This window comes from Bosea vaviloviae (genome assembly GCF_001741865.1).
In the GTDB taxonomy this organism is placed as follows: domain Bacteria; phylum Pseudomonadota; class Alphaproteobacteria; order Rhizobiales; family Beijerinckiaceae; genus Allobosea; species Allobosea vaviloviae.
This window is the reverse complement of record NZ_CP017147.1, coordinates 1222635-1240148: the sequence shown is the minus strand read 5'-3', so window position 1 is coordinate 1240148 and position 17514 is coordinate 1222635. Positions and strand designations below refer to the sequence as shown.

Sequence of the window (17514 nt, the reverse complement as noted above, 5' to 3'; positions counted from 1 at the left end):
TGAACGGGCTGCGCCGGCAGGGCTTTGACCTGGCCGGCTTGCGGTCTTGAAACAAGGCCCTTACCCGCATGTCCATGCGCAATATCGCCATTATCGCCCACGTCGACCACGGCAAAACCACGCTTGTCGACAAGTTGCTGCAGCAGTCGGGCACCTACCGCGACAACCAGCGCGTGATCGAGCGCGTGATGGACTCCAACGAGCTCGAGAAGGAGCGCGGCATCACCATCCTGGCCAAGGCGACCTCGGTCGTCTGGAAGGATACGCGCATCAACATCGTCGACACCCCCGGCCACGCCGATTTCGGCGGCGAGGTCGAGCGCATCCTGAACATGGTCGACTCGGCCATCGTGCTGGTCGATGCGGCCGAGGGTCCGATGCCGCAGACCAAGTTCGTGGTCTCCAAGGCTTTGAAGCTCGGCCTGCGCCCGATCGTGGCGATCAACAAGGTCGACAAGCCCGACGCCCGCGTCACCGAAGTCATCAACGAGGTTTTCGACCTGTTTGCGGCGCTCGACGCCAGCGACGAGCAGCTCGACTTCCCGATCCTCTACGGTTCGGGCAAGCAGGGCTGGATGGCGCATGATCCCGCTGGCCCGCAGGATCAGGGCCTCGCCCCGATGTACGACCTCATCCTCAGCCATGTGCCGGAGCCGCGCATCGAGGAAGGCCCGTTCCGCATGCTCGGCACGCTGCTCGAAGCCAACCCCTATCTCGGCCGCATCATCACCGGCCGCGTCGTCTCGGGCTCGGCCAAGCCGAACCAGATGATCAAGGTGCTGTCGGGTGACGGCTCGCTGGTCGAAAGCGGCCGCATCACCAAGATCCTCGCCTTCCGTGGTCTCGAGCGCACGCCGATCGAGGAAGCCATCCCGGGCGATATCGTCTCCATCGCCGGCCTCGTGAAGGGCTCGGTCGCCGACACCTTCTGCGATCCGTCCGTCGAGACCCCGATCAAGGCGCAGCCGATCGATCCGCCGACCGTGTCGATGACCTTCATGGTCAATGATTCCCCGCTCGCCGGCACCGAGGGTGACAAGGTCACCACCCGCGTCATTCGCGACCGCCTGTTCAAGGAGGCCGAGGGCAATGTCGCGCTGAAGATCGAGGAAGCGACCGACAAGGACAGCTACATCGTCTCGGGCCGTGGCGAATTGCAGCTCGCCATCCTGATCGAGCAGATGCGCCGTGAAGGCTTCGAGCTCGGCGTCTCGCGTCCGCGCGTCGTGCTGAAGCGCGACGAAGCCGGCCAGCTGCTGGAGCCGATCGAGGAGGTCATCATCGACGTCGACGAGGAGCATTCCGGCGTCGTCGTGCAGAAGATGTCCGAGCGCAAGGCCGACATGCTGGAGATGCGTCCCTCGGGCGGCAATCGCCTGCGGCTCGTGTTCCACGCCCCGACGCGTGGGCTGATCGGCTATCAGGGCGAACTGCTGACCGACACGCGTGGCACCGCGATCATGAACCGGCTGTTCCATGCCTACCTGCCCTATAAGGGCGAGATCGGCGGGCGCCGCAACGGCGTGCTGATCGCGATGGAGACCGGCGAGGCCGTGGCCTATGCGCTGTGGAACCTCGAGGATCGCGGCCCGATGATGATCGAGCCCGGCTGGAAGGTCTATCAGGGCATGATCGTCGGCGAGCACACCCGCGAGAACGATCTCGAGGTGAACGTGCTCAAGGGCAAGAAGCTCACCAACATCCGCACCACCTCGAAGGACGAGGCCGTGCGCCTGACGCCGCCGATCCGGATGACGTTGGAGCGTTCGCTGGCCTGGATCGACGATGACGAGCTCGTCGAGGTGACGCCGAAGTCGATCCGCCTGCGCAAGGGCGTGCTCGACCCCAACGAGCGCAAGCGCTCGCAGAAGCAGAAGCAGGAAGTCGCCTGAGCGGGCTGGCCTCCGACTTGGTGGCCACCGACTCGACGGCCACCGAAATCCTGCTGATCACCGGCCCCGCCGGCGTCGGCAAATCGACGCTGTCCTGGGCCCTTGGCGACGCGCTCGCCGAGGCCCGGATTCGGCATGCGGCCGTCGAGAGCGACGAGCTCGACCGGGTCTTCCCGAAGCCCGATACCGGGCAGCTCGACGCATTGTCGCCCGGCGCGCGCGACATCAGCCAGATCAATCTCGCCGCGCTTTGGGCAAGCTATCGCGCGCTTGGCCATACCCGGCTGATCATGTCCGGCGTCATGCTCCATGTCGATTTCGACCAGCGCTGGATTCTCGCGGCGATTCCCGATGCAGCGATCACCGTCGTGCGGCTGCGGGCCAGCGACGAGACCCTGGTGGCGCGGCTCGACCGGCGCGAGGTCGGCGCAGGCCGGGAGGCGCAGATCGAGCGCAGCTTGCGACAGGCCAGGCGGATGGCCAGCGAAGCCGGCGGCGGCCTCATCGAAGTGGCGACCGATGGACGGACGCCGCAAGATCTGGCGCGCGAAATCCTCGACGCGACAGGCTGGGCCGCGGCTGCAGGATAGGCCGCCCCGACGCCGGCGCCTGAACAGGGTTGCGCCAGTGGCAATTGCATCGACCGGCCCGCTCTGATCCCTTGCGTCCCTCATCACGAAGGACGTTTCCCATGCTCACCCGCAATCTCGGCCGCTCCGGCCTGCGCGTTTCGCTCGTCGGCCTCGGCTGCAACAATTTCGGCGGCCGCATCGATGACGAGGCGGCGCGCAAGGTCGTCGATGCGGCGATCGAGCACGGCATCACCTTGTTCGACACCGCCGATGTCTACGGCGCGCGCGGGGGCTCCGAGACGGTGCTCGGCCAGCTTCTGGGCCCGCGCCGCAAGGACATCGTACTCGCCAGCAAGTTCGGCATGGACATGAACGATGCCGGCACGATGAAGGGCGGCTCGCGGCGCTACATCATGTCGGCGGTCGAGGCCTCGCTGAAGCGCCTCAAGACCGACTGGCTCGACCTCTACCAGTTCCACCGCGCCGACCCGCTGACGCCGATCGACGAGACGCTGCGGGCGCTCGAAGACCTGATCCGCCAGGGCAAGGTCCGCTATATCGGCTGCTCCAACATGCCGGCCTGGCAGATGGCCAATGCGGAATGGACGGCGCGCGATCTCGGCATCAACGGATTTGCCTCCTGCCAGGACGAATACAGCCTGCTGGTGCGCGGCGCGGAGAAGGACCTGATTCCCGCCGCCCGCCATTTCGGCATGGGGCTGCTGCCCTATTTCCCGCTCGCTAACGGCTTGCTGACCGGCAAGTACAAGCGCAACGCGCCGATGCCCGAAGGCGCGCGCATGACCAGGGAGTCGCAGCGCGCCAACGAGGTCCTGACCGACGTCAACTGGGAGAAGACCGAGAAGCTGACCGCCTTCTGCGAGGCCCGCGGCAAGACGCTGGTCGAGCTCGCCTTTTCCTGGCTCGCCGCACAGCCCGTCGTCTCCAGCGTCATCGCGGGCGCGACCAAGCCCGAGCAGATCGCCGCCAACGTCAAGGCGGCCGAATGGGCGCTGACGGCCGATGAGCTGGCCGAGATCGACACGATCACGAAGTAGCCCCGGAACCGCGCCCGAGAACCCCTCTCCTGTAAGGAGAGGGGCAGGGGTGAGGTGTAGGCCCCTGGACCATTTCACTGCCCGCCTCACAGCAACGCAGCGGTTAGCTCGCGATCAACCTGTCAAACGGCCGACCCCTCACCCTGCCCTCTCCCACCAATCTCGGGCTTGCCCGAGATTGGCAGCTAGAGTGACCCAAGTCGGAAACATCCGACTTGGGTTGGAGAGGGTTCCCCGCGCCTTCCTTTGCAGAGGTGCCGCCACTCCTGACAGCTTCTTGCGAATCGGTGCGCGCACCCGATGGACCGCCCGGCGCGCGCCGCTTATGGTCCGCGCCATGAGCGAGACAGCCCCGAAGACCACCGCCCCCGACCTGAAGCCCGGCGACCACCTCTTCCTGGTCGACGGCTCGAACTTCATCTTCCGCGCCTATTTCCAGTCGATCAATCAGGACCGGAAATACAATGCGCGCTCCGACGGCCTGCCCTCCGGCGCGGTTCGGCTTTTCGCGACCAAAATGTTCCAATTTGTGCGCGAAGGCGTGCTCGGGGTGAAGCCGACCCATCTCGCCATCGTCTTCGACAAGACCGAGAACTCGTTCCGTAAGGCACTCTACCCCGCCTATAAGGGCAATCGCTCCGAACCGCCGGCCGATCTGATCCCTCAATTCCCGCTGATGCGCGAGGCGGTGCGCGCCTTCGGGCTGATCCCGGTCGAGCAGGATGTCTACGAGGCCGACGACCTGATCGCGACCTATGCCAGACAGGCGCGCGAGGCCGGCGCCGACGTGCTGATCGTCTCCGCCGACAAAGACCTGATGCAGCTCGTCGGGCCGGGCGTGGCGATGTATGACCCGGCCTCGGGCGACGCCAAGAAGGGCGCCGGTTTCCGGGCTGAACGCCGGATCGGCGAGCCCGAAGTGGTCGAGTATTTCGGCGTGATGCCGAACAGGGTGGTCGACGTGCAGGCGCTGGCCGGCGATGCGACCGACAATGTGCCGGGCGCTCCCGGCATCGGCATCAAGACGGCGGCCCAGCTCATCGGCGAATATGGCGACCTGGAGACGCTGCTGGCGCGGGCCGGCGAGATCAAGCAGCCCAAACGCCGGGAGACCCTGACCAATCCCGAGGTGATCGAGAAGGTGCGCATCTCGCACAAGCTTGTGACGCTGGTCGACGACGTGAAGGTCGAGACGCCGCTCTCGCATCTGACGCTGGCCGACCCCGATCCGGCCAGGCTCGTCGCCTTCCTCAAGGCGATGGAGTTCACCACCATCACCAAGCGTGTCGCCGAGGCCTATGGCGCCGATGTCGCGGCGATCGACGCCGACGAGGCACTGGCGCCGGGCGGGGCGCGCGCGGCGGAACTGAAGGCGCTCTATATCGGCGCGGATGCGGGCGAGGGCGGCTTCGCAGCCGCTGCTGCGGCCTCTGTCGCAGGCGCCGAACCGGCCGGCACGCCGCCAGCGGCCGGCGACGGCTGGATGAAACCGTCCGAGCTCGCGACCGCCCGCAAGAATGAGGCGATCGCCGAGAAGATCGACCGCACGGCTTATGAATGCGTGCGCACGCTCGCCGATCTCGAGCGTTGGATCGGATGGGCCTATGAAGCCGGTCATGTCGCGCTCGACACCGAGACCAATTCGCTCGACGCGATGCAGGCCGATCTCGTCGGCATCTCGCTTGCGGTCGCGCCCGGACGCGCCTGCTACATCCCGCTGCAGCATCGCGGCGGCACCGATCTGTTCGGCAGCGGCATGGTCGAGGGCCAGATCCCGCTCGACCAGGCTGTGGCGGCGCTCAAGCCGCTGCTGGCCGATCCAGGCGTCCTGAAGATCGGCCAGAACCTGAAATACGACCTGCTGATCCTCGAACGGCACGGGCTTTCCGTCGCCCCGATCGAGGACACGATGCTGATTTCCTATGCGCTCGACGCCGGCAACAACAATCACGGCATGGACCGGCTCTCCGAGCTTCATCTCGGCCATGAGACGATCCCGTTCTCGCAAGTCGCAGGCACCGGCAAGGCGCAAGTGACCTTCGACAAGATCGCACTCGACAAGGCGACGGATTACGCCGCCGAGGATGCCGATGTGACTTTGCGGCTCTGGCGCGCGCTCAAGCCCAGACTCGCGGCCGAGGGCAAGACCACCGTCTATGAGACGCTGGAGCGGCCATTGATCGCCGTGCTCGCCCGCATGGAGCAGCGTGGCATCGCCATCGACCGGCAGATCCTGTCGCGGCTCTCGGGCGAGTTCGCGCAATCGCTGGCGCGGCTGGAAGACGAGATCTACGAGGTCGCCGGCGAGAAATTCCTGATCGGCAGCCCAAAACAGCTCGGCGACATCCTGTTCGGCAAGATGGGGCTTTCCGGCGCCAAGAAGACCGCGACCGGGCAATGGGCGACCGGGGCCGGCGTGCTCGAGGAGCTCGCCGAGCAGGGCCATCCGCTGCCTTCGAAGATCCTGGAATGGCGCCAGCTCGCCAAGCTGAAATCGACCTATACCGACTCGCTGCCGACCCATCTTCACCCGCAGACCAACCGGGTGCACACCTCCTATGCGCTGGCGGCGACGACGACGGGACGGCTCTCTTCATCCGAGCCCAACCTGCAGAACATCCCGATCCGCACCGAAGCCGGCCGCAAGATCAGGACCGCCTTCGTCGCCGAAAAGGGCCATAAGCTGATCTCGGCCGATTACAGCCAGATCGAGCTGCGGCTGCTCGCCCATATCGCCGACATCCCGCAGCTCCGGCAGGCTTTTGCCGACGGCATCGACATCCATGCGATGACAGCCTCGGAAATGTTCGGCGTGCCGGTCCAGGGCATGCCGAGCGAGGTGCGCCGCCGCGCCAAGGCGATCAATTTCGGCATCATCTACGGCATTTCGGCCTTCGGCCTCGCCAACCAGCTCGCCATCAGCCGCGAGGAGGCCGGTGCCTATATCCGCAAATATTTCGAGCGCTTCCCCGGCATCCGCGACTATATGGACCAGACCAAGACCTTCGTGCGGGCCAACGGCCATGTCACGACGATCTTCGGCCGGGTCTGCCATTTCCCGGCGGTCGCCTCGAAGAACCCCTCCGAACGCGCCTTTGTCGAGCGCCAGGCGATCAATGCGCCGATCCAGGGCTCGGCCGCCGACATCATCCGCCGCGCCATGATCCGGATGGAGGGCGCGCTCGCCGCAGCCAGGCTCGACGCCCGCATGCTGCTGCAGGTGCATGACGAACTCGTCTTCGAGGTGCCCGACGCCCAGGTCGAGGCGACATTGCCGCTGGTCCGCCAGGTGATGGTGGATGCACCGCACCCGGCCGCGCAGCTGCGCGTGCCCCTGCAGGTCGATGCGCGGGCGGCCAGCAACTGGGACGAAGCGCATTGAGGCGCTGACGCTTCGACGCAGAAACTTGGAGCGCAGGAACTCGGACCGCAGAATCTTGGACCGCAGGAACCTTGCCCGCCAGTGCCACGTTATAGGTCCGACGCGCCGGGGGGCGCGCTTTGCGCGTTGGATGTCGTCACATGCTCAGCTCGTCCGCCTGGAGACCGTTTCCGCGCTATATGGCGGAACCCGAGATCGAGGAGACCCAGGACGACGTCACGCCTTATGAGCATGACCTTATCGTCCGCTACGCCATTATCGGCATCTTCGTCATCCTGGCGACCACAGCGCTCTATCTGACCAAGGTCATCGCCCTGCCGGTGACGGCGGGCATCATCTTCGGCCTGGTGCTGGGACCGCTGGTCGACTGGCTGGTGCGCCGCGGCATGCCGCAGCATCTGGCGGCAGCCATAGTGGTCCTGCTTGGGGTCGGCCTGATTCTCTTCGCGATCACCCTGCTCGCCGTGCCGATCGCCGGCTGGAGCGACCGGGCGCCCGCAATGATGGCGGCGCTGCAAGCCAAGCTCGCCGGCGTCTTCATCTTCATGGACGAGCTGAAGCGGGCGGCCGCCGCACTGACCGGCAAGAGCGGGGCGGAACTCAACGTCTCGCAAGGCAATCCGCTGCTCGATATCGCCGTGTCGTCTTCGACGGCGGCGGGCGGCCTGCTGATCTTCGTCGCGACAGTGTATTTCTGGCTGGCGACGCGACGCCATCTCAAGGCGCGCACGCTGCGGTTTTGCCTCGGGCACGGCGCGCGGAAGTCCGCCGGCGCCTTCTTTCAAGAAATCGAGACGCGGGTCGCACGCTATTTCGGACTGGTGACGCTGGTCAATCTCGGCATGGGCCTGATGGCTCTGGCGATCGCCTGGCTCGCAGGGCTGCCATTCCCCGTATTCTGGGGCGCGCTGGCTTTCCTGCTGAACTATCTCGCCTTCATCGGGCCGATCATCGTCACCGTGTTGCTGCTTGCAGGGGCGCTGCTGGACGCGCCATCTCTCCTCGCCGCGATCTGGCCGGCAGCGGCGTATTTCGTGCTGCATCTGCTCGAAGGCAACCTGGTGACCCCGGTTTTCGTTGGGAGCAGGCTCACCGTCTCGCCATTCCTGGTCTTCATCGGCTTCATCTTCTGGCTTTGGCTCTGGGGGCCGATCGGCGCCGTGCTCTCGACGCCGATCCTGCTCGTGGCCATGGTGGCGCAGGAGGAATTTGCCGCATACCGCAAGGCGCAGCAGGCCGAGGCCACGCCCCAGGAAGAGCCTGCCCAGCAGCAGGTGGCGGGTGTCGGCTAAAGCGTTTTCGAGCGAAGTGGGCACCGGTTCGCGTGAAGAAAACGCGCTAGAACAAGAAGCGAGAGCGGTTGAACGATCCAACTGGATCGGAAAGCGCTCTTGTCGGCTACAAGGAACCCGCGCGCCATGCGTGCGTTAGGTCACCAAGCTCCGGAGTCATTTGGAGCGCATCCATCCATTCGCAGTATCGCATCCGTCGCAGTATCGAGAGGGGGACATCAGACATGGCCAGCACCACTTCCGCGAAACGCCAGGCGGCCTCGGCGGTCAAACGCGCCAAGGACGAAGTCGTCGCAGGCGCCGAGGACATCGCTGCTGACGCCAAGGCGTCCGCGCAAAAAGCCAACCGCCGCGTCAAGCGCGAGACGAGCGAGCTCGAAGCCAGTCTGACGCGCAGCGCCGAGGACCTGGCGGCCACGGTCACCGAAAAGCTCCGCGCCGTCGGCGTCGACACCGACAAGATGGTCGGCGTCGCCAAGGAACAGGCGACCGATCTGCAGCGCATCATCGTGCAGGAGATCCAGGAGCGGCCGCTGCGCGCGCTCGGGGTGGCCGCGGCTGTCGGCCTGTTCGTCGGCTTCCTGTCGGCGCGATAAGCCATGCTCGGGGGGCTGGGAAGCTTCATCGCGTCGGAAATCTCCGGCGCGGTCAAGCGCAATGTCATCATCTACGGGCTGTACGGCTTTTCGGCCGTGCTGGTGCTATGCGCGGCGGGCTATGCCCTGAACGCGCTGCACACCGTGCTGACGCTGCGTTACGACCCGATCACGGCGAGCCTCTGGATCGCAGGCGGCCTGTTCCTCGCCGCCTTGCTGAGCCTGGGCGTCGCGACCTATGTCAAGAACCGTCGCCGGCCGCGGCGGCCGCTGGCGACCACGGCATTGGCCGCCGCGCCGATAGCCGCCAAGCTGCTCGGATCGTCGCGCATGGGCTGGCGCACCGCCGTCGTCGGAAGCGTCGTCATCCTCGGCGTCCTGATCGGCAGGCAGTTCTTCAACCGCGACGGGGACGACGAGGACGAGGCGTAGCAGCGCAAGCCGCGCGTTAGAGCCGGATGATTCCAGATGGAATCACGCAGTGATGCCATCTGGAATCTGAATCCGTCTCTCATCCAGGAGTTAGAGCCGGATCAGCGCGAAAAGCTGGTTTCCACTTTTTCGCCTCCTGCTGGAGCCATTGCTCTAGCCCTTTGTTTTGGCGCGCTTTCTTCACGCGAACTGGTGTCCGCTTCGCTCGAAAGCGCTCCAAGGCGAATGCCAAGCGCCCTCGACTGCCCCTGTCTTTTTACATAGGGGTTGTGGATTCCGTCCTGTATCACGGTGTCCATGTCCACTGAGGTAAGGCCCCGCAGCCGCTTGGCGCTGCCCAGCATTCCCGCCCTAGGCGCCCGCCTGCGATCGGCCACGACGACGATTATCGCGATCGGCGTCGTTGGCGTGGCGGTCATCCTGGCGGCCTGGATCAACGCGCAAGCGCGCGCCACCGCCGAGCGCGTCTCCCATTCCATCGAGATTCGCGAGCGTTCCGAGCGGTTCCTGGGTCATATGCGCGACGCCGAGACCGGACAGCGCGGCTATCTCCTGACCAATAACCCCGGCTATCTCGGCCCCTATACGAGCGGCCGCGCGGCGGCCCTGCCGGAACTCGACGCCTTGGCGCAACTCGTCGAAGGCGACGCCGCACAGACCGAGCGCGTCGCCAAGGCGCGCAGCGAGGCGCTCTCCAAGCTGGAAGAGCTCGACACCACGATCGCGCTTGCGCGGGAGGGCAGGCTGGACACCGCCGTCGCCCGCGTGAAGGACGGCGGCGGTTTCTCGGTCATGGATGCGTTGCGCGGCACCGTGCAGCAGCTTCAGCTCGCCGAGAACATCCGCCTCGTCGCGCTCAATCGCGGCGAGGAGCGCAGGCGGCTTCTGGCCAGCATCGGCATCGTCGTCGCGCTGGCCGGGCTTGCCTTCGCCGCCTGGCAGCAATTGCGCACGCGGCAGCGCCGCAGCACCCTGCTCGCCTCCAGCAACGCGCAGCTGGAGCGGGTCGTGAGCGAGAGGACCCAGCAGCTCGAGAACGAGCGGCTGCGCATCGAGGCGCTGCTGCGCGACGTCAACCACCGCGTCGGCAACAACCTCGCCATGGTCTCGGCGCTTCTCAATGTCCAGAGCCGGCAGACGCGCGAGCCGGCCGTGCGCGACGCTCTCTCCCAGGCGCAATCCCGCATCCAGGCAATCGCCGCCGGGCAACGTCGCCTGCGCCTCGACATCGAGACCGACGAGATCGACGCCCAGCCCTATATGGAGGATCTCCTCGCCGAGATCGGCAAGGCGGCCGAGGGCCGGCCGATCGAGATCGTATTGGAGATGGATGCGATCCGCTTGCCGGGACGCGACGCGGTGTCCTTCGTCGTGATCGTCAACGAACTCGTAACGAACGCGATCAAGCACGCCTTCCCCGACAATGCGCCAGGGCGAATCGTCATCCGTTTCAGCCAGCATGACGAGGACGGGGCGACCACGCTTCTCCTGACGGTCGAGGATAACGGCGTCGGGCTGCCGGTGGTCGAGGCGGATACAAAGGGCCTGGGTCAGACCGTGATCACCAGCCTGTTGCGCAGCATGCGGGCAACGATGACGAGCGAGCCGCTTTCGCCCGGCTCCGGGCGCCCCGGTTCCAGGATCACGCTGACCTTCCCGGAACGGGATTGAGTGCGGCGAAGCTGCCGCTGGCCGCCAGAGCGTTTTCGAGCGAAGTGGGTACCGGTTCCCCCGCGACAAATGCGAAGCGTTTGAGCGGAGGGAACGCGTTAAAACAATGACCCAACTGGATCGGAAACTGCTCTAGTCCAGCTTGATCGCGCTCGACACGAAGCTCGCGATCTCGCGCGTGGAGAAGGGCTTGCGCAGGAAGCGCACGTCACGCAGCGATTTGGGCATATCGCTGGGGGGCGAGCCCGAGACGAACGCGAAGGGCGTGCCGCTCTGGAGCAGGCTGGTGGCGACATCGAAGGTCTTGCCCCCGACGACATCGATATCGAGCAAGGCGCAGGACAGGTGCGACGCGGCCGCCAAACGCGCACCGGCAACCGATCCGACGATGATCAACTCGGCACTGTCACCAAACTGTTCCGCCACGGCTGCTTCGATGTCCATTGCGATGAAAGGATCGTCTTCGACGATCAGGATGCGGATATCGGACATCAATCCAGCCTCCCTTCCTCTGTTCTCTTGTCGTAACATGCCGAGAGAACGTCAGAGTGCTTGCGATGTTCCGGCAGATTCCTCCGAACATGTTGGGAAATCGTCAAATGCGATTAAATTTGCAGCGACAAGGTTAGCGAATCGTAGCGAACCTTCGGAGGCACCAATCATTCGCGACCTCAGCGACTGCGACCTCAGCGACGCCTGGACTTCGCCAGCGTCAGCTCGAATCCGGTCACGCCGATCGCCACGTTGATCCCGCGCGCGCCCTGAAGCGAAAGCGGCTGCAGGGTGACATCGCCGTTATTGCCGCCAACGAGCAGATTGCCGGAGCCGCCCGCCCCTGCGGAGCCGCCCACCGTCGCCCCGCCATAGCGGCCGGCGAGCGCGCCCAGCGGGGCCCGGGCATAAGGACCGTAAACCCGCCATGACATCGTGCTGCTGCGGATCGTGCCGAGATCGAGGCCGAAATTCCTGACGACGCCGACATAGCGCTGCCCCGGACCGCGGCGCGGCGTGAAGCGGCACTCCATCGGGCGTTGCGAGGTCACCACCAGACCCAGACCCGCGCCGACGCTGCAGTTGAGGCGCCCCGCCGGCGGGCCTGACTGGGCGAAGGCTGGAGCCTGGAATGCGAGCAGGCCCGCAGCCGCGGCAGCAAGGATCGCAACGGTTTGAAACCGGGGAAGCGGGGCAGGCATATTGAAACTCCTCACAATCGAATGACGCTGAAACGCCGCAAACACTCCACAGTTCCTCATTAAACGGAACCCGGTCGGAGGTGTTGTGTTATACTCGGCATCGAGACGGAAAACCCACATGCTCATCAGCTTCCTCCAGGATGATGCGTCTGCCAAGGCATCAACTTGCAAGGCATCAACTTGCAAGGGACTGGCTTGGCGAGGCGAGGTGCGCATGCCGCCGTTCTGGGAACTGGAAGAGCTGATCGCGCAGGGCCATGACACCAGAACGGCTCTGGAGATCATCGCGATCAGGCGCAGCGAAGCCGAAAGCCAGGACCGCCACCCCGCTTGCGACATTGCCTCCCCCTCGCGCATTCCCGCTTGAAGCCAGCGGGTTCCAAATCTCTCCTGGAGCCAAATCTGCCCTGGAGCCAAATCTGCCCTGGAGCATTGATTCTGTTCTAACTCTTTGATGAAAGACGGATTCACTGGCAAAACCGTGTCGACGGCGAACGGCGCGCCTGGATGTCCAGATGCAGGTGATTGGCATGGGCGGCATCCGCGCCCGGCCCTATACTGGTGGTGAAAGCGCCGCAGGCGGCCTGCCTCACCGCTAGGAGGAACCGCTGCTGGACGGTATCCTCGGGGCGTTCGACGCTGACCTTCAGGCCGCCGGCCTCCCCCGCCAGGACAAAGGCGAAGATATCGAGCGCCCGGCCTGTCGCATGCTCGCTCAGCGGCCCGGTCGCCGCCCTGTTGCGACGCCGACATTCCTGGCCGCCTCCGGCCCGCAGACCAACCAGATCCCGGCCGAAATAGCCTTTCGCCAGCGGTTGAACGCTGATCAGGAGAAACTCAGCCGCCTTTGTCGCCATCTCGCAACTCAAGGTGACAGGCGGCTCGAAGACGACCGGCACGGACCCCATCTCAAGCGCCTCGACCAGGACCGGACTTTCGACGCGGCAGGCGGCATCCTCGGATTTGGCGGTATCAGCATTGGCCGCACGAACGCGCGTGCCATAAAGCGCCCGCAGCCCCGCCAGGCAGGCGGCTCCACTCTCGGGGTTCGGCAGGTCTGGCGAGCTCGCGCCAGCGGGGTGTGCAGAGGGGTCGGTGGGCTCCGACGAAGGCAGCGACTGCTGCTGTGGGTGCAGATCAGCCGGGCGCGGCGGCGGCAAGGTCATGATCCCTGCCCCGCTTTGGCCGTTGCTTTCCGCGCCATGAACTTCCGCGCCATGAATGCCGCCCGCCCAGATCGCGACAGCCGCAATGGCCAGGGCGAACCGACCAAGGCTTCGCAGCCATAGAGCATTGCGCGAAAAAGTGGGTACCGGTCTTTCGCTGGAGCAATGCTCTAAACTCCAGGAATCGATCACGTTTTTCGCATTCGGACGGAACCGTCCGAATGCGACGTGATCTAGCGACCGACATATCCGCACTGCCCCGGATGACACTCCCATTCCGGGCACGTTTCGGAAGGCTGTGATGTGCGGATTCAGCTGTCGAGGGCGGCGGCGCTGAGCACCGCCAGGACCGTGGTGCCGGCCAAAGCGAGCGACAAGGCTTCCGCCGTCAGCGCGCCTGCGGATACGACGCCACCAAACAGAACCACCGCCATCGAACCGCCCGCGATCAGGGCTGCAACAAACGTCGTCGCCATGGACCAAGACCTCCCGAAAGGCGGCCGGTTTGGTCCGGCCTGCCGTTGCGCGAAACGCCGGAGCAGCCCGCTGGTTCCCGCCCGGTTCATGCGTTCTGATCAGGCCATCCATGCTTCCCGGACGGCCTATGCCGACAGCCCGAATACCGACAAAAGCTGGCGGCATGAGCATGCCGCCAGCCCGGGATCGTGAACGCTGAGAGCAAGCTCAGGCTGCCTTGCGGCCGGCCCGGCGATCGAAGAACAGAGCCTGGCTGATCGCAGCCTTCACCGCCTCGGGCTGGAACGGCTTGGTGATCAGAAAGGCCGGTTCCGGCCGGTCACCGGTCAGCAGGCGCTCGGGATAGGCAGTGATGAAGATCACCGGAACATCGATCGAGGAGAGGATCTCGTTGACGGCGTCGAGGCCGGAGCTGCCATCGGCGAGCTGGATGTCGGCGAGGACGAGGCCAGGGCGCTTCTTGGCGACGAGCGCGATCGCCTCGCGATGCGTGCGGGCGACGCCCGTCACGGTATGGCCGAGCTCCTCCACCATGGTCTCGATGTCGAGCGCGATGATCGGCTCGTCCTCGATGATCAGCACGTCGGTCGCGACCTGCTCGGCGATCTCCTGGCCTGCCGCCTGGATGAGGCCGGCGGCGTCGGATGCTGAAATATCCATGATCGTGGCAACCTCCTCGATCGAAAACCCTTCGACGGTGCGCAGCAGGAAGGCCTGGCGCGGCCGCGGCGTCAGCGCTTCGAGATTGCGCTCGGCCGAGGGCCGGTCGGTCTCGGCGGAGCCGGTGCTGATGGCGTTGAGGCTGACCGAGGACCACAGCTTCAGGAAGGTATGGTAGAGGCCCAGCCTGGGATCGAACCCGCGCGGGAACGAAGAGGGATCGGCGACGAGCGCTTCAAGCATCGCGACGACATAGGCGTCTCCGCTCGCCTGCGTCCCGCTCAGCGCCCGGGCGAACCGGCGCAGATAGGGCAGGTGCGGTGCAATTTCTTTCGCGATCGACATGCAAAGGTCCCTTGTAACAAGCCGAAAATGAGCACCTGCAGCGGCTTTCTGACAAGCAATTTATTTTTTGTTCTTCCTGGAACCTTTTCCGGCGAAGCCTGTTATCTGGCCGTATGAGTGCCGGCTTGGGCGGGCCGGCATGATCAAGCGCGGGACCAGCTGGAAAAGCAGGCTCGCTTTCGTTGCGAGGGCTGACATGAACAACGCGAGCGCGTCGATGACGGAATCCGGTGGGGGTAGTAATGACGAGGTCGAACTAATCCTTGATCCCAGGGTGCAGGAATCGATCGGGCGGTCGCTGAAGGCGCATTACGACGATATCGTCAACGCGCCGGTGCCCGACAAATTCCTGGTGCTGCTCGCCCAGCTCGAAGCTCAGGAAACCCGCGCCGCTTCGGGGGATATGTCCGATGAGCGCCTCTGATTTCAAGGACGGGCTGATCAAGGAGATTCCGAATCTGCGCGCCTTCGCGGCCTCGCTTTCGGGCTCGATGCAGCTCGCCGACGATCTCGTGCAGGACACGCTGCTCAAGGCCTGGGGTAATTCGGACAAGTTCGAGCCCGGCACGAGCCTGCGCGCCTGGCTCTTCACGATCCTGCGCAACACCTATTACTCGCTCTACCGCAAGCGCGGGCGGGAGGTGCAGGACAGCGAGGGCACCTATGCCGAGCGCATGGCGACGCATGGCAACCAGGAAAGCCATCTCGACCTCGCCGATTTCCGCAAGGCGCTCGCCAAGCTGCCTGAGGAACAACGCGAAGTGCTGATCATGGTCGGCGCGACCGGGCTGTCCTATGAGGAAACCGCCGAGATCTGCGGCGTCGCCATCGGCACCATCAAGAGCCGGGTCAACCGCGCCCGGACGAAGCTGGCCGAACTGCTTTCGATCGGCGGACTCGACGATCTCGGGCCAGATCGCAAGAGCGCCGCTGCCATCCAAAGGGTCGGTTCCGAAATCGTCGGCCTCTGATGCGGCTGGCGCGCTTCAAGACCGTCAGAGGGCGCCTGCTCGCACTGCTGATCGGCATAGCGCTGCCAATCGCCGGCCTGACCGCGATCACCGCCGTCACCACCTACCAGACCGTCACCGCCGCGATCCGCACATCCCAGATGCGCACGGCCGAAGACTACGCCGTGCGCACCCGCGTCTGGTATCGCGGCGCCTTGCGGTCGCTGCTCGCCGGCGGTTCCGCATTGGCCCTGAACGGTCGCGAGAGCAGCGAGTGTGGCAAGGTCGGCGGCCAAACGCTCGCTCGGATCGCCGGCTATCGCGCCATCCATATCCTGCCGCAGGGCGGCGACGCCTGCGCCTTCTCGCTCGATCCCGAGGTCAGCGCCGCCGATCTCGCTGCGGCGGCGGCAATGTTGCGGGCAAAGCCGCCGGTCCAGACCTGGGCCGGGGCGGAGTTCGCCCAGGCGCGCTACGACCATGTGACGCTGGGCGGGAAGCGCTATCTTGCCGTCTACGCGCGAAGCGACGATGCCGGCAGCCCAATGCGGGAAGGCCTGCTGCTGGTCGATCCGGAGTTGCTGGACCAGGTCTTCGACCTCGGCGACGGCGAACCCGGGCTCGTCGTCGCCCTGGCCGGCCGCGACGGGGACATCATCGTCTCGCGCGGCACCGTGCAGCCGGACGACGCGTCCTGGCTGCCGGCGCGGGACCCGGCCTCGCTCTCGAAGGAGCCCTCGCAGACGCAAAGCCGCGCCGGCGTCTCGCGCGTCTACGCCAGCCGCATCGTCACCGACCCTGATTTCTATATCGTCGCCAGCTTCGACGATGCGTTGGGGCAGGCGGCCCGGACACAGTTTCTGGTGCTGCTGCTGGCGCCGCTGCTGACGCTGGCTCTGCTCTGCGTGGTCTATCTGCGCGCGATCGACAAGCATTGCGTGCGCTGGCTGCGCGGCATCGAGGCGGCAGCCAGGACACGCTCGACCCTGACGACGGCACGCGCGGTGATCGCCGACGATATGCCGAGCGACATCCGCAGCGTCGCGGAAGCCTTCAACGTCATGGTCGAGGAGCAGGAGGTCAGGCAGCGCAAGCTGCAGACGGCGCTCGACGACAACCGCTTCCTCGTTCGCGAACTGCATCACCGCGTCAAGAACAGCCTGCAGGTGGTGCAGAGCTATATCGGCCTGACCAAGCGCGACTACCGCGGCGAGGCACGGATGGCCTTGGCCGATGCCGAATGCCGTGTTCACGTGCTCTCGGCCGCCTATCGCTTTACGCTCGCCGACGGCGAGATGCAGCCCGTGCGCGTCGACCTCTTTGTCGACGATGTCGTGACAATGATCTCGAACCTGCTGCGCCGCCGCGACCAATGGGTCACCAGCACCGTCAACACGCGCGCCTCCCTCTCGGTCGACCGGATCATCCCGCTCGGTTTCCTGATCGTCGACGTGATGTCGCGCGCGCTGCGCAGCACGCCGGGCGTCAGCATCCAGATCTCCGTCTCCGATATCGACGACGGGACGATCGAGATCGCCATCGAGGCGGATCGCGAGATCGCCCATAGCGAGCCACCCAAGCTCTTCGCCGGCCTCGTCACCCAGATCGAAGCGGTTCAGGCGGCTGCACCGGAAGGGTCGCGGCTTGGCGCCTGGAGGGTCGCCCATTCCGCCTAGTGATGCCTAGGTTCGGCAACTCCGGGTCATCCTGGACAAGCGGCGAAGCCGCGCAGCTCCGGGATCCATCGTAGAGTTCCGGAGCCCTACGATGGATCCCAGGCCTCCGCGGAGTTTATCCTTGGGCCGATCGAAGATCGGACCCGAGGGCT

The 17514-nt window shown here is 65.5% G+C and carries 17 protein-coding genes; 12 read left to right on the top strand and 5 right to left on the bottom strand.

The window, feature by feature from the left end; genetic code table 11:
- Positions 1–68 precede the first annotated feature (68 nt).
- The 8 genes from typA to BHK69_RS05810 all read left to right on the top strand — a co-directional run bounded on the left by typA (position 69) and on the right by BHK69_RS05810 (position 10895).
- Positions 69–1892 (top strand): translational GTPase TypA, encoded by a 1824-nt coding sequence (gene typA / locus BHK69_RS05845; RefSeq protein ID WP_069689279.1) that lies wholly within the window; start codon positions 69–71, stop codon positions 1890–1892.
- Positions 1893–1912: 20 nt separating this feature from the next.
- Positions 1913–2482 (top strand): AAA family ATPase, encoded by a 570-nt coding sequence (locus BHK69_RS05840; protein WP_069693412.1) that lies wholly within the window; start codon positions 1913–1915, stop codon positions 2480–2482.
- A gap of 101 nt (positions 2483–2583) precedes the next feature.
- Entirely contained in the window at positions 2584–3522 is a 939-nt protein-coding gene (locus tag BHK69_RS05835; RefSeq protein WP_069689278.1) for an aldo/keto reductase, read from the top strand.
- Positions 3523–3859: 337 nt separating this feature from the next.
- Complete coding sequence (polA, locus tag BHK69_RS05830) at positions 3860–6904, top strand: DNA polymerase I (protein WP_069693411.1); 3045 nt, start codon at positions 3860–3862, stop codon at positions 6902–6904.
- A gap of 140 nt (positions 6905–7044) precedes the next feature.
- A complete protein-coding gene (locus tag BHK69_RS05825) occupies positions 7045–8196 on the top strand; it encodes an AI-2E family transporter (protein ID WP_083269146.1) in 1152 nt (383 codons plus the stop codon).
- A 224-nt stretch (positions 8197–8420) separates the two neighbouring features.
- Positions 8421–8792, top strand: a complete 372-nt coding sequence (locus tag BHK69_RS05820) for a DUF883 C-terminal domain-containing protein (protein ID WP_069689276.1) — start codon at positions 8421–8423, stop codon at positions 8790–8792.
- Between the two features lie 3 nt (positions 8793–8795).
- Positions 8796–9224, top strand: a complete 429-nt coding sequence (locus BHK69_RS05815) for a hypothetical protein (protein WP_069689275.1) — start codon at positions 8796–8798, stop codon at positions 9222–9224.
- A gap of 327 nt (positions 9225–9551) precedes the next feature.
- Positions 9552–10895 (top strand): sensor histidine kinase, encoded by a 1344-nt coding sequence (locus tag BHK69_RS05810; RefSeq protein WP_069689274.1) that lies wholly within the window; start codon positions 9552–9554, stop codon positions 10893–10895.
- 132 nt (positions 10896–11027) lie between these two features.
- Here the strand turns inward: BHK69_RS05810 and BHK69_RS05805 are convergent, their stop codons facing one another.
- Together BHK69_RS05805 and BHK69_RS32570 are read right to left on the bottom strand one after the other, a co-directional pair.
- Positions 11028–11387 carry a response regulator gene (locus BHK69_RS05805; RefSeq protein ID WP_069689273.1) on the bottom strand — a complete coding sequence of 120 codons (360 nt, stop codon included), beginning with the start codon at positions 11385–11387 and terminating at the stop codon, positions 11028–11030.
- A gap of 194 nt (positions 11388–11581) precedes the next feature.
- On the bottom strand, positions 11582–12088 hold the full coding sequence (locus BHK69_RS32570; protein ID WP_069689272.1) for a DUF992 domain-containing protein: 507 nt from the start codon (positions 12086–12088) through the stop codon (positions 11582–11584).
- 118 nt (positions 12089–12206) lie between these two features.
- Between BHK69_RS32570 and BHK69_RS32565 the strand changes: the two genes are divergently transcribed.
- Positions 12207–12455 carry a hypothetical protein gene (locus tag BHK69_RS32565; protein ID WP_069689271.1) on the top strand — a complete coding sequence of 83 codons (249 nt, stop codon included), beginning with the start codon at positions 12207–12209 and terminating at the stop codon, positions 12453–12455.
- Positions 12456–12555: 100 nt separating this feature from the next.
- Here BHK69_RS32565 and BHK69_RS31295 read toward each other — a convergent pair whose 3' ends face one another.
- The 3 genes from BHK69_RS31295 to BHK69_RS05785 form a co-directional block, all read right to left on the bottom strand.
- Entirely contained in the window at positions 12556–13530 is a 975-nt protein-coding gene (locus BHK69_RS31295; protein WP_158516162.1) for an extensin-like domain-containing protein, read from the bottom strand.
- A gap of 35 nt (positions 13531–13565) precedes the next feature.
- Positions 13566–13730 (bottom strand): hypothetical protein, encoded by a 165-nt coding sequence (locus tag BHK69_RS32560; RefSeq protein ID WP_158516161.1) that lies wholly within the window; start codon positions 13728–13730, stop codon positions 13566–13568.
- A 208-nt stretch (positions 13731–13938) separates the two neighbouring features.
- A complete protein-coding gene (locus BHK69_RS05785; RefSeq protein WP_069689269.1) occupies positions 13939–14736 on the bottom strand; it encodes a response regulator in 798 nt (265 codons plus the stop codon).
- A 139-nt stretch (positions 14737–14875) separates the two neighbouring features.
- On the opposite strand from BHK69_RS05785, the gene BHK69_RS31290 reads away from it, so the two are divergent.
- Genes BHK69_RS31290 through BHK69_RS05770 form a run of 3 tightly spaced genes read left to right on the top strand, consistent with a single transcriptional unit; the run spans position 14876 to position 17362 of the window.
- The gene (locus BHK69_RS31290) at positions 14876–15160 is read left to right on the top strand and encodes a NepR family anti-sigma factor (RefSeq protein WP_244548413.1); all 285 of its coding nucleotides are present in this window, start codon (positions 14876–14878) and stop codon (positions 15158–15160) included.
- Positions 15147–15707, top strand: a complete 561-nt coding sequence (locus BHK69_RS05775) for a sigma-70 family RNA polymerase sigma factor (RefSeq protein WP_069689267.1) — start codon at positions 15147–15149, stop codon at positions 15705–15707. The genes BHK69_RS31290 and BHK69_RS05775 overlap by 14 nt, the downstream gene beginning before the upstream one ends.
- Complete coding sequence (locus BHK69_RS05770) at positions 15707–17362, top strand: sensor histidine kinase (protein ID WP_069689266.1); 1656 nt, start codon at positions 15707–15709, stop codon at positions 17360–17362. Before BHK69_RS05775 ends, BHK69_RS05770 begins: the two co-directional genes overlap by 1 nt.
- Positions 17363–17514: the final 152 nt, after the last annotated feature.

Coding starts and splice junctions, on each gene's coding strand:
- BHK69_RS32560 (WP_158516161.1), bottom strand. CDS start 13,730: ATGGCGACGACGTTTGTTGCAGCCCTGATCGCGGGCGGTTCGATGGCG.
- BHK69_RS05805 (WP_069689273.1), bottom strand. CDS start 11,387: ATGTCCGATATCCGCATCCTGATCGTCGAAGACGATCCTTTCATCGCA.
- BHK69_RS31295 (WP_158516162.1), bottom strand. CDS start 13,530: ATGGGAGTGTCATCCGGGGCAGTGCGGATATGTCGGTCGCTAGATCAC.
- BHK69_RS05825 (WP_083269146.1), top strand. CDS start 7,045: ATGCTCAGCTCGTCCGCCTGGAGACCGTTTCCGCGCTATATGGCGGAA.
- BHK69_RS32565 (WP_069689271.1), top strand. CDS start 12,207: ATGCTCATCAGCTTCCTCCAGGATGATGCGTCTGCCAAGGCATCAACT.
- BHK69_RS32570 (WP_069689272.1), bottom strand. CDS start 12,088: ATGCCTGCCCCGCTTCCCCGGTTTCAAACCGTTGCGATCCTTGCTGCC.
- BHK69_RS31290 (WP_244548413.1), top strand. CDS start 14,876: ATGATCAAGCGCGGGACCAGCTGGAAAAGCAGGCTCGCTTTCGTTGCG.
- BHK69_RS05835 (WP_069689278.1), top strand. CDS start 2,584: ATGCTCACCCGCAATCTCGGCCGCTCCGGCCTGCGCGTTTCGCTCGTC.
- polA (WP_069693411.1), top strand. CDS start 3,860: ATGAGCGAGACAGCCCCGAAGACCACCGCCCCCGACCTGAAGCCCGGC.
- BHK69_RS05820 (WP_069689276.1), top strand. CDS start 8,421: ATGGCCAGCACCACTTCCGCGAAACGCCAGGCGGCCTCGGCGGTCAAA.
- typA (WP_069689279.1), top strand. CDS start 69: ATGTCCATGCGCAATATCGCCATTATCGCCCACGTCGACCACGGCAAA.
- BHK69_RS05770 (WP_069689266.1), top strand. CDS start 15,707: ATGCGGCTGGCGCGCTTCAAGACCGTCAGAGGGCGCCTGCTCGCACTG.
- BHK69_RS05815 (WP_069689275.1), top strand. CDS start 8,796: ATGCTCGGGGGGCTGGGAAGCTTCATCGCGTCGGAAATCTCCGGCGCG.
- BHK69_RS05785 (WP_069689269.1), bottom strand. CDS start 14,736: ATGTCGATCGCGAAAGAAATTGCACCGCACCTGCCCTATCTGCGCCGG.
- BHK69_RS05775 (WP_069689267.1), top strand. CDS start 15,147: ATGAGCGCCTCTGATTTCAAGGACGGGCTGATCAAGGAGATTCCGAAT.